The 10,270-nt window shown below is 71.1% G+C and carries 9 protein-coding genes and 1 rRNA gene; all 10 read left to right on the top strand.

The window, feature by feature from the left end:
• Positions 1 to 103: ribosomal RNA gene (gene rrf, locus DEJ12_RS15475) — 5S ribosomal RNA — on the top strand; the annotation flags it as partial.
• Positions 104 to 1,552: 1,449 nt separating this feature from the next.
• Complete coding sequence (locus DEJ12_RS18130; RefSeq protein ID WP_111030664.1) at positions 1,553 to 2,404, top strand: hypothetical protein; 852 nt, start codon at positions 1,553 to 1,555, stop codon at positions 2,402 to 2,404.
• A 13-nt stretch (positions 2,405 to 2,417) separates the two neighbouring features.
• Positions 2,418 to 3,407 (top strand): HAD-IIA family hydrolase, encoded by a 990-nt coding sequence (locus DEJ12_RS15460; protein ID WP_071405861.1) that lies wholly within the window; start codon positions 2,418 to 2,420, stop codon positions 3,405 to 3,407.
• 10 nt (positions 3,408 to 3,417) lie between these two features.
• Entirely contained in the window at positions 3,418 to 3,585 is a 168-nt protein-coding gene (locus tag DEJ12_RS18125) for a hypothetical protein (protein WP_164941184.1), read from the top strand.
• Positions 3,586 to 3,598: 13 nt separating this feature from the next.
• On the top strand, positions 3,599 to 4,411 hold the full coding sequence (locus tag DEJ12_RS15455) for a TlyA family RNA methyltransferase (RefSeq protein ID WP_111030663.1): 813 nt from the start codon (positions 3,599 to 3,601) through the stop codon (positions 4,409 to 4,411).
• Positions 4,408 to 5,331, top strand: coding sequence for an NAD kinase (locus tag DEJ12_RS15450; protein ID WP_071245131.1), 924 nt, complete (start codon positions 4,408 to 4,410; stop codon positions 5,329 to 5,331). The genes DEJ12_RS15455 and DEJ12_RS15450 overlap by 4 nt, the downstream gene beginning before the upstream one ends.
• A gap of 36 nt (positions 5,332 to 5,367) precedes the next feature.
• Complete coding sequence (gene recN / locus DEJ12_RS15445; protein WP_111030662.1) at positions 5,368 to 7,062, top strand: DNA repair protein RecN; 1,695 nt, start codon at positions 5,368 to 5,370, stop codon at positions 7,060 to 7,062.
• A gap of 126 nt (positions 7,063 to 7,188) precedes the next feature.
• Positions 7,189 to 8,904 (top strand): CTP synthase, encoded by a 1,716-nt coding sequence (locus DEJ12_RS15440; protein ID WP_110864214.1) that lies wholly within the window; start codon positions 7,189 to 7,191, stop codon positions 8,902 to 8,904.
• A 179-nt stretch (positions 8,905 to 9,083) separates the two neighbouring features.
• On the top strand, positions 9,084 to 9,659 hold the full coding sequence (locus DEJ12_RS15435) for an NUDIX hydrolase (protein ID WP_071245128.1): 576 nt from the start codon (positions 9,084 to 9,086) through the stop codon (positions 9,657 to 9,659).
• Positions 9,656 to 10,255, top strand: a complete 600-nt coding sequence (locus tag DEJ12_RS15430) for a DUF1349 domain-containing protein (RefSeq protein WP_111030661.1) — start codon at positions 9,656 to 9,658, stop codon at positions 10,253 to 10,255. The genes DEJ12_RS15435 and DEJ12_RS15430 overlap by 4 nt, the downstream gene beginning before the upstream one ends.
• The last annotated feature ends 15 nt before the right edge of the window (positions 10,256 to 10,270 follow it).

The raw sequence follows: 10,270 nt of genomic DNA, 5'->3' as shown, positions 1-10,270 counted from the left end.
CGAGAGGGAAACGCCCGGTCACATTCCGAACCCGGAAGCTAAGCCTCTCAGCGCCGATGGTACTGCAAGGGGGACCTTGTGGGAGAGTAGGACGCCGCCGGACTTAACGTATGAAAGATGTGGCCATCGGCCCTCCATCGAGAATTCGCAGGGGAAACCCTCGTTCTCGGTCGGGGCCGGTGGCCATTTCTGTTTCTGCCGCCGTTCGCTCGACGCCGGCTCTGGTTCGTGATGGACTGGAGGCCGACGTCGGTTGACCGACGCGGCACCCAACACAACGACACAGCGGACGAACGCCCGAGGCACTGCACCGGGCACGCGATGAGGAGCAACGGTGGCGAACGACGACGATCAGCGGCGGAACGACGGGGACCGCGGAGATCGACCCCGGCGGGACGGCGACCGGTTCCCGCGTCGCGACGGCGCTCCGCGTCGGGACGGCCAGAGCGATGGTCGTTGGTCGTCCGGTCCTCGTGAGTTCGAGCGGCGCGAAGGCGACCGTCGTGATCGTCCGCAGGGTGGAGACCGTCCGTTCCGTGACGGTGCACCAGGCCGGGACAGCGCTCCGCGTCGCGATGGGGATCGTCCGTTCCGGTCCGGCGACCGGAACGACCGCCCGTCGTGGCAGGGCGACCGTGGTGACTCCGGCCGGCCGCCGCGTGGCGATGGTCCGCGCGGTGCCGATCGTCCGCGACGCGATGGCGACCGTCCTTACCGTGGTGGCTCCGACCGCCCGGCTCGTGACGGTGATCGTCCGTTCCGTGGCGGGAGTTCTGACCGTCCGCGCCGTGACGGTGACCGCCCGTTCCAGGGTGGTTCAGACCGTCCGCGTCGTGATGGCGATCGTCCGTACCGCGGTGGCTCGTCAGACCGCCCGACGCGTGATGGTGATCGTCCGTACCGTGGCGGGTCCTCAGACCGGCCCCGCCGTGACGGGGACCGACCCTTCCAGGGCGGTTCTGACCGTCCGCGTCGCGATGGCGACCGCCCGTACCGCGGGGGCTCCGATCGTCCCGCTCGTGACGGGGACCGCCCGTACCGCGGGGGCTCCGATCGTCCCGCTCGTGACGGGGACCGCCCGTACCGCGGGGGCTCCGATCGTCCCGCTCGTGACGGGGACCGCCCGTACCGCGGGGGCTCCGATCGTCCCGCTCGTGACGGGGACCGCCCGTACCGCGGGGGCTCCGATCGTCCCGCTCGTGACGGGGACCGCCCGTACCGCGGGGGCTCCGATCGTCCCGCTCGTGACGGGGACCGCCCGTACCGCGGGGGCTCCGATCGTCCCGCTCGTGACGGCGACCGCCCGGCCCGTGGTGGTTCGTCCGACCGTCCGTTCCGCGGCGGTTCGTCGGACCGCCCGGCTCGCGACGGCGGTGAGGACCGTCGTCGTTTCGGTGACGGCAGCCGTCACGCCGGCGCCCGTTTCGGTGAGGCCGCGCGCGACGACTGGGAGGACCGCGACCCCTACGGCACGAAGTCGATCCGTCCGCGCCACGACGACCCGGAGATCCCCGAGGAGATCCAGGCGCGCGACCTCGACCCCGCGGCCCGGATGGAGTTGAAGACCCTCAGCAAGGACAACGCCGACTGGGTTGCGCGTCACCTCGTGGCTGCTGCGCTCTTCGTCGACGACGACCCCGAGACGGCCAACCAGCACGCCCTGAGTGCTGCTCGTCGTGCCGGTCGTGTCGGTGTCGTCCGCGAGACGGCGGCGATCACCGCGTACCGCCTCGGCGACTTCGCCACAGCGCTCCGGGAGCTCCGCACTTACCGTCGGATCTCCGGCCGCAACGACCAGCTGCCGATGATGGTGGACTGCGAGCGTGGCCTGGGCCGTCCGGAGCGGGCACTCGAGCTCGGTCGTTCGGTCGAGCGCTCGGCCCTCGAGACCCCGGTGCAGGTCGAGCTCGCGATCGCCATGTCCGGCGCTCGTCTCGACCTCGGGAATCCCACAGCCGCCCTCGGCGAGCTGGAGATTCCACAGCTCGACCCATCCACCGCCTACACCTGGTCCCCGGCGCTCTACAGTGCTTACGCGGCCACGCTCGAGGAGCTCGGTCGACAGGACGAGGCCGACGAGTGGTGGGCCCGTGTGGACCGCGCGGCAGCGGCCCTCGCCGAAATCGCGGACGACAACGCTTGGGAGACAGTTGATGTGGTCGAGGAAACGCTCGAAGTCGAAGAACACGGAGACGCCGGAGACGACGACGCCGATGACCTCGGAGCCGACGACGTCGCGACCGACGAACTCGACGGCGACGACGAATCCGCCGACGACATCGACGACGACCTCGATGACGAACCCGCCCTCGACGACCTCGACGACGACACCTCCGCAGCCGACGAGCCCGGCGAGATCGACGACGACAACCCCCGCGACGTCGACGGCTCCGCAGCCGGCTGAGCACTCGGCGGCCTTGACCGACGGCGTCGACGTGGTCCTCACCGACCTCGACGGCGTCGTCTACCGGGGCCGCAACGCCATCCCGCACGCGGTCGAAGCCCTGACCCGGGCATCGCTCACGGCGCGGGTCGGCTACATCACGAACAACGCATCGCGCCGGCCGATCGACGTCGCCGAGCACCTCGAGCGCTACGGGCTCGAGGTGTCCGAGGGCGACGTCGTCACCTCGTCACAGGCCGGCGTCCAGCTGCTCGCGACCCTGGTGCCGGCCGGAGCGACCGTCCTGGTCACCGGCGGGCTCGGGCTGTCCAGCATCGTCGAGGAAGCCGGGTTCACCGTCACCTCGAGTGCCGAGGACTCCCCGGCCGCCGTCATCCAGGGCTTCTCACCGGACCTCGGTTGGAAGGAACTGGCCGAGGCCTCCTTCGCCCTGGCCGACCCGGACGTGCCGTGGGTGGCCACGAACATGGACTGGTCGATCCCGGTCGAGCGGGGCATCGCGCCCGGCAACGGCACGCTCGTGTCCGCCGTGCACCAGGCGGTCGGCCGGATGCCCGTCGTCGCCGGCAAGCCCGAGCGGCCGATCTTCGACACGGCGGTCGAGCGCTTCGGCGGCGGTCGGACCCTGTTCATCGGGGACCGGTTGGACACCGACATCAAGGGCGCGAACGACGTCGGGATCCCGAGCGTGCTCGTGCTCACCGGCATCGACAAGGCGAAGCAGGTGCTCGCGGCCGACCAGCGCTCGCGTCCCACCTACGTGCTCGAAGACCTCCGAGGGCTGTCCCAGCCGTACCCGGAGACGGTGCGGCGCGAGGACGAGGACGGCACCCGGTACGTGACCGTCGGTACTGCGACGGTGGCGATGCGCGGGCACGTCGTCCGGGTGCTCGACGCCGGGACGGACATCGATCGGCTCCGTGCCGGCTCGGCGCTCATCTGGGAGTCCGGGTTGGCCATCTACGGCCTCGACGTGGACCCGCAGCTGTACGGCGGCGAGTAGCGTGTCGGACGTGCCGAACCCCGAGCAGCCGTCCGCCGAACCCGAGCAGCAGGACGCCTTCGCCGCGCGCACCGCCGAGGCCGAGGCCCTGCCGCTCGCCGAGCGCGCCGACGCCTTCTCCGCCCTGCACGACGAGCTGCGGACGCGGCTCGAGAGCGGCGGCTCCGCGAGTGCCTGAGCCGGACGGAGCCATGCACGACGCGACCCCGGTCCGCCTCGACGCCCTCCTCGCTGCACGCGGGCTCGCACGGTCGCGCACCGTCGCCAGCAAGCTGATCCAGGACGGCCGGGTGCTCGTGGGCGGCCGTGCCGTCCTGAAACCGTCGACGCCGACCGCATCCGACGCGGACATCGAGGTCGACGCCGCGGACGAGTGGGTCTCGCGCGCGGCCCGGAAGCTCGTCGGTGCACTCGACGCGTTCGACGTCGACCCCGCCGACCGGGTCGTGCTCGACGTGGGCGCGAGCACCGGCGGGTTCACCCAGGTGCTGCTCGCACGCGGCGCGCGCCGTGTCATCGCGCTCGACGTGGGGCACGGACAGCTGCACCCCACCATCGCGCTCGATGAACGCGTCGCCGTGGTCGAGGGGACGAACGCGCGCCACCTCACGCGCGCCGACTACCTGGCGCTCGACGGCACCGCTGCCGAGACGAGCCTGGTGGTGGGGGACCTGTCCTTCATCTCGCTCCGACTCGTGCTGCCGGCGCTGGCCGAAGCCGTCCCCGCGGACGAGTTCGTGCTCCTGGTGAAGCCCCAGTTCGAAGTGGGTCGTGGCGGTGTGCGCGAGGGCATCGTGCACGACGCCGGGCTCCGGAACGACGCGCTCATGAACGTGCTGTGGGCGGCGTGGGACCTGGGCCTCGGCACCAGTGGGCTCGCCGCGTCCCCGATCGTCGGGACACACGGCAACCACGAGTACCTGGCCCGCTTCCAGCGCGGTGTCGGGGGCAATCCGACAGAATGGAGAGTCCGGGCGACCGAACTCACGGAAGGGTCTTCATGAGTGACGAACGGCACATCCTGCTCGTGTCCCACACGGGTCGCCGTGACTCGATCGACGCTGCGGTCGAGGTCTGCGACCTCCTGCACGCAGCCGGCCTCACGCCCGTCATGCCCTTCGACGAGTACGCCGACATCCGTCGTGCCGAGGCGTCGGTCGGCAAGGTCGACATCCTCGGCGTCGACGTCCAGCCGAACCAGCTCGAGATCGTCATCGTGCTCGGTGGCGACGGCACGATCCTCCGCGCGGCGGAACTCGTGCGGAACACCGGCGCTCCGCTGATCGGGGTGAACCTCGGGCACGTCGGATTCCTGGCCGAGAGCGAGCGTGACGGCCTGTCCGAGACGGTCGAGCGCGCGCTGTCCGGCGAGTACAACGTCGAGGAACGCGTCACCCTGCAGGTCGACGTGGTCGTGGGCAACCAGATCGTCTACTCGAGCTGGGCGCTGAACGAGGCCACGATCGAGAAGGCCTCGCGGGAGCGGATGCTCGAGGTCGTCACCGAGGTCGACGGCCGCCCGCTGTCGTCGTTCGGCTGCGACGGCGTGGTCGTGTCGACCCCGACCGGCTCCACGGCGTACTCGTTCTCCGGCGGTGGCCCCATCGTGTGGCCGGATGTCGACGCGCTCCTCATGGTGCCGCTGAGTGCCCACGCCCTGTTCGCCCGTCCGATCGTCGTCGGGCCGGACTGCACGCTCGCGATCGAGGTCCTGCGGCGTACGAGCGGCGTCGGTGTCCTCTGGTGCGACGGCCGACGGACCCACGACCTGCCCCCGGGCGCCCGAGTCGAGGTCCGACGTTCGCCCGACCCGGTGCGGGTCGCCCGACTCAAGGACGCTCCGTTCACCGACCGCCTGGTCGCGAAGTTCCAGCTGCCCGTCGCCGGGTGGCGCGGCCCCCAGAGCGACGAGGACGACCGATGAGCCCGGAGAACACCCGATGAGCAGGGAGAACACCCGATGATCGAGGAGATCGCGATCCGCGACCTCGGTGTCATCGGTGAGACCACGCTCGAACTCGGGCCGGGCTTCACCGTCGTCACCGGAGAGACCGGTGCGGGCAAGACGATGATCGTCACCGCGCTCGGGCTGCTGCTCGGTGCGCGGGCCGACGCCGGTTCGGTGCGCCGCGGTGCGTCGAGCGCCGTCGTCGAAGGCCGCTGGCACGTCCCCGAGCAGGACGCCGTCGCCGAACGCGTCGAGGACGCCGGCGGCACCGTCGAGGACGGCGAACTCATCCTCACCCGCACGGTCTCCGCCGAGGGGCGCAGCCGCGCCACGGTGGGCGGTCGGAGTGCGCCCGTGGCGGTGCTCGGCGAGCTCGCCGACCAGCTCGTCACCGTGCACGGGCAGTCGGACCAGATCCGCCTGACCTCGGCAACGGCGCAGCGAGCTGCCCTCGACGGGTTCGGGGGAGCCTCGCTCGAGAAGGCCCTCGCCCGGTACGTCGCCGCGTACGACGCCTGGCAGCAGCACGCCGGTGACCTCGAGGTCCTGGTCCGCGACCGGGACGACCGTGTGGCCGAGGCCGAGCGGATCCGCGCGGCCTCCGACGAGATCGAGGCCGCCGACCCGCAGCCCGGCGAGGACGTCGAGCTGGCCGAACGCGCCGAACGGTTGGGCAACCTCGAGGAGCTCCGGTTGTCCGCTGCCCTGGCGCACGAGGCGTTGTCCAGCGAGTCCCTCGACGGCGTCTCCGACGTCGTCGGCCTGGTCGAGTCCGCACGCCGTGCCGTGGAGCGCGTCGTGTCGTCGGACAGTGCCCTGCAGCCGGTGCTCGAGCAGCTCACGGAGCTCGGGATCCAGGCGGCCGAGGCCTCGGCGAGCATCTCGAGCTACCTCGGTTCCCTGGAACCCGAGGCCGGGCACGACCTCGAACTCATCAACGAACGCCGAGCCCTGCTGGCCGGACTCACCCGCAAGTACGGCGAGACGGTGGACGACGTCATCGCCTACGGACAGCGCGCGAGCGACCGGCTGCTCGAGCTCGACGGCGACGACGACCGGATCGCGGCGTTGCAGCAGTCGGTCGAGCAGGACGAGCAGGCGCTCGAGTCCGCCGCCGCCGCGCTCACGGCGGCGCGCACCAAGGCGGCCACCGACCTGGCGAAGCGCGTGACCGCTGAGCTGAAGACCCTCGCGATGGGCGGTGCGACGCTGGTGGTCGAGGTCACCGACGCCGGCGAGTACCGCCGACACGGCCGTGACCAGGTGACGATCCTGCTCCAGCCGCACTCCGGCACCGACCCCCGGCCGATCGGCAAGGGGGCGTCCGGCGGTGAGCTGTCGCGCGTGATGCTCGCGATCGAGGTCGTCATGGCCGGCAGCACCACGGTGCCGACGTTCGTCTTCGACGAGGTCGACGCCGGTGTCGGCGGGGCGGCGGCGATCGAGATCGGCCGACGGCTGGCGAAGCTCGCCGAGCGCACGCAGGTCATCGTCGTCACGCACCTGGCCCAGGTCGCGGCCTTCGCGAACAACCACCTCAACGTCGTGAAGGACGCCAGCGGTGCCGTCACGTCGTCGAGCGTGCGCCGGCTCGAGGGCGAGGACCGGTTGCAGGAAATGGCACGGTTGCTCTCCGGACTCGGTGACAGCGCCAGCGGGATCGAGCACGCCCGCGAGCTGCTCGACGTGGCCGGCCAGCGAGCCTGACGACCACGCAGGCGGGTGCCGCCCGCCGACCCGGCCACGGCCCGAGGACCCAGCCACCCATCCGCGCAACGCCCACGGCGAACCGAGGTCGCGCCTCCCGGCAGTTCTGACGTACGATGGAATCCCGTGGCGGACACTCTCAGCGGCGGTACCAATTCTTCGAACTCGACCCCGAAGGTGACGAAGCAGATCTTCGTGACCGGCGGGGTCGTCTCGTCTCTCGGCAAGGGCCTGACGGCGGCCAGCCTCGGCAACCTGCTCACGGCTCGCGGCCTCAAGGTCGTCATGCAGAAGCTCGACCCGTACCTCAACGTGGACCCGGGCACCATGAACCCGTTCCAGCACGGCGAGGTCTTCGTGACCGACGACGGTGCGGAGACGGACCTCGACATCGGGCACTACGAGCGCTTCCTCGACATCAACCTGTCGCAGGCCGCGAACGTCACGACCGGTCAGGTGTACTCGACGGTGATCGCCAAGGAGCGTCGCGGCGAGTACCTCGGCGACACGGTGCAGGTCATCCCGCACATCACCGACGAGATCAAGCGCCGGATGCGCGAGCAGGCGCAGAACGACCCCCAGCCCGACGTCATCATCACCGAGGTCGGTGGCACCGTCGGCGACATCGAGTCGCAGCCGTTCATCGAGTCCGCCCGACAGGTGCGGCACGAGCTCGGCCGCAACAACGTGTTCTTCGTGCACGTCTCGCTGGTGCCGTTCATGAACGCCTCGGGTGAGCAGAAGACCAAGCCGACGCAGCACTCCGTCGCCGCGCTCCGGTCGATCGGCATCCAGCCCGACGCGCTCGTGCTGCGGTCGGACCGGCCGGTGTCGGAGTCGAACAAGCGCAAGATCGCGCTGATGTGCGACGTGGACGAGGACGCCGTGGTGAACGCCGTGGACGTCCCCTCGATCTACGACCTGCCGACGCTGCTGAACAACCAGGGCCTCGACCAGGTCATCGTCGAGGCGCTCAAACTCGACGCCGGTCCGGTCGACTGGACCGCGTGGACCCCGGTGCTGAAGGCCGTGCACGAGCCGAAGAAGGCCGTCACGATCGCCCTGGTCGGCAAGTACATCGACCTGCCGGACGCCTACCTGTCCGTCACCGAGGCGCTGCGTGCCGGCGGTTTCGCGCACGACGCCAAGGTGACGCTGAAGTGGGTCGTGTCCGACGACTGCACCACGCCCGAGGGCGCGGCGAAGCAGCTCGGCGACGTCGACGGCATCTGCATCCCCGGTGGGTTCGGCGTGCGCGGCATCGAGGGCAAGCTCGGCGCGCTGAAGTTCGCGCGTGAGCAGGGCATCCCGACGCTCGGCCTGTGCCTCGGCCTGCAGTGCATGGTCATCGAGTACGCCCGCCACGAGGTCGGTCTGACCGACGCGTCGAGCACCGAGTTCGACCCGGAGACCTCGACGCCGGTCATCGCGACGATGGCGGAGCAGGTCGACATCATCGCCGGCGGCGACCTGGGCGGCACGATGCGCCTGGGCCTGTACCCGGCGTCGTTCACCGAAGGGTCGCTGGCGGCGGAGCTGTACGGAGCGCCGGAGGCCTCCGAGCGCCACCGTCACCGCTACGAGGTGAACAACAAGTACCGCGAGCAGATCGCGGACGCCGGCCTCGTCTTCTCGGGCACCTCGCCCGACGGCACGCTGGTGGAGTACGTCGAGCTCCCGCGCGACGTGCACCCGTTCTACATCGCCACGCAGGCGCACCCGGAGCTCCGCTCGCGTCCGACCGATGCGCACCCGCTGTTCGCGGGGCTCGTCGCGGCCGCGATCGAGCGCCACGAGGCGTCCAGCCTGTTCGACCCGCAGACCGAGGAGCAGGTCGCGTAAGCGCCGGGTCACCACGATCGGACGGGAGGCGCGGTGCCAGCTGGCACCGCGCCTCCCGTCCGTCCGGGGTCGCGTCCACGGCACCTGGTTCCGGACACGGAACCGCGGAACGACGCGGTGCTGTGTCCGGAACCTGGTTCCGACGGGGGCGTCAGGGGGGCGCGTGCTTGGATGGGGACGTGACAGACGCACCGATCGCTGACGAGTCCGCCTCCTTCGAGGTCACCGAATCCACCGTCGTGTACGAGGGCGCCGTCTGGGACGTGCGCCGCGACACCGTCGCGTACAACGGCGACTCGATGGTCCGCGAGTACATCGACCACACTGGCGCCGTCGCCGTGTACGCCGAGGACGACGAGGGCCGCGTCCTGGTCATCCAGCAGTACCGGCACCCGGTGCGGCTGCGCGACTGGGAGCTGCCCGCCGGTCTGCTCGACATGGAGGGCGAGGACCACCTGACGGCCGCGAAGCGCGAGCTGGGCGAGGAGGCCGACCTCGAGGCCGACACGTGGGAGCCCCTGGTCCGGTACAACACGTCCTCGGGCGGCAGTGACGAGTTCATCCAGATCTACCGGGCGCGCGGTGTCCGGTCGACCGAGTCCGCATTCGAGCGTGAGGCGGAAGAGGCCGACATCGTGACGCGCTGGGTCCCGCGGGCGGAGCTGCTCGAGGGGATCCTGGGCGGTCGGCTCAACAACTCGGCCCTCGTCGTCGCGACGCTCGCCGTCGAGGCCATCGAACAGCGCGGCAAGTGAGCGGGTCCGCGGCCGACGGCCTGCGCGAGCTGGTCGCCACGGGGACGTGGACGCACGAGCCGGAGGCCGCCGAGTTCGACGGCGACGTGTTCCGCGTCACCGCGGTCGAGGGCAGTGACGCCTGGCGGACGACCTCGTACGGGTTCGTGCACGACTCCGAGCACGCGCTGCTGCAGCCGACGGACGGGCCGTTCTCGGTCGAAGCGTCGTTCGTGCTCGACTACGCCGAGCAGTTCGACCAGGCCGGGGTGTTCCTGCGCGTCGACGAACAGACCTGGATCAAGGCCGGCGTGGAGTTCTCGGACGGAGCGCCGCAGCTCGGCGCCGTCGTGACGCGTGGCTTCTCGGACTGGTCGGTGTCGCCCGTGCCGGAGTGGGCGGGCCGGGTGGTGACCGTCCGCGCGAGCCGCGATGGCGACGCCGTGACGATCCGGGCGTGGGCCGAGGGTGAGGAGCCCCGCCTCGTCCGGGTCGCGTACCTCGACCCGGACGCCGTCGTGTCCGCGGGGCTGCTGTGCGCCGGGCCGACGCGGGCCGGGCTGACCGTGACGTTCACCGGGTTCCGCGTGGGCACGCCGGACGAGGCGTTGCACTGACGGCAGGTGACCCGC

The sequence above is a fragment of the Curtobacterium sp. MCLR17_059 genome (genome assembly GCF_003234665.1).
Lineage (GTDB): Bacteria > Actinomycetota > Actinomycetes > Actinomycetales > Microbacteriaceae > Curtobacterium > Curtobacterium flaccumfaciens.
Note: the sequence above shows the minus strand (reverse complement) of the source record. Positions and strands in the feature narration are given on the sequence as shown.

Excerpts from the sequence above, each read along its gene's own strand:
- DEJ12_RS18130 (WP_111030664.1), top strand. The coding sequence starts at position 1,553 with ATGGAGTTGAAGACCCTCAGCAAGGACAACGCCGACTGGGTTGCGCGT.
- DEJ12_RS15455 (WP_111030663.1), top strand. The coding sequence starts at position 3,599 with ATGCACGACGCGACCCCGGTCCGCCTCGACGCCCTCCTCGCTGCACGC.
- DEJ12_RS15450 (WP_071245131.1), top strand. The coding sequence starts at position 4,408 with ATGAGTGACGAACGGCACATCCTGCTCGTGTCCCACACGGGTCGCCGT.
- recN (WP_111030662.1), top strand. The coding sequence starts at position 5,368 with ATGATCGAGGAGATCGCGATCCGCGACCTCGGTGTCATCGGTGAGACC.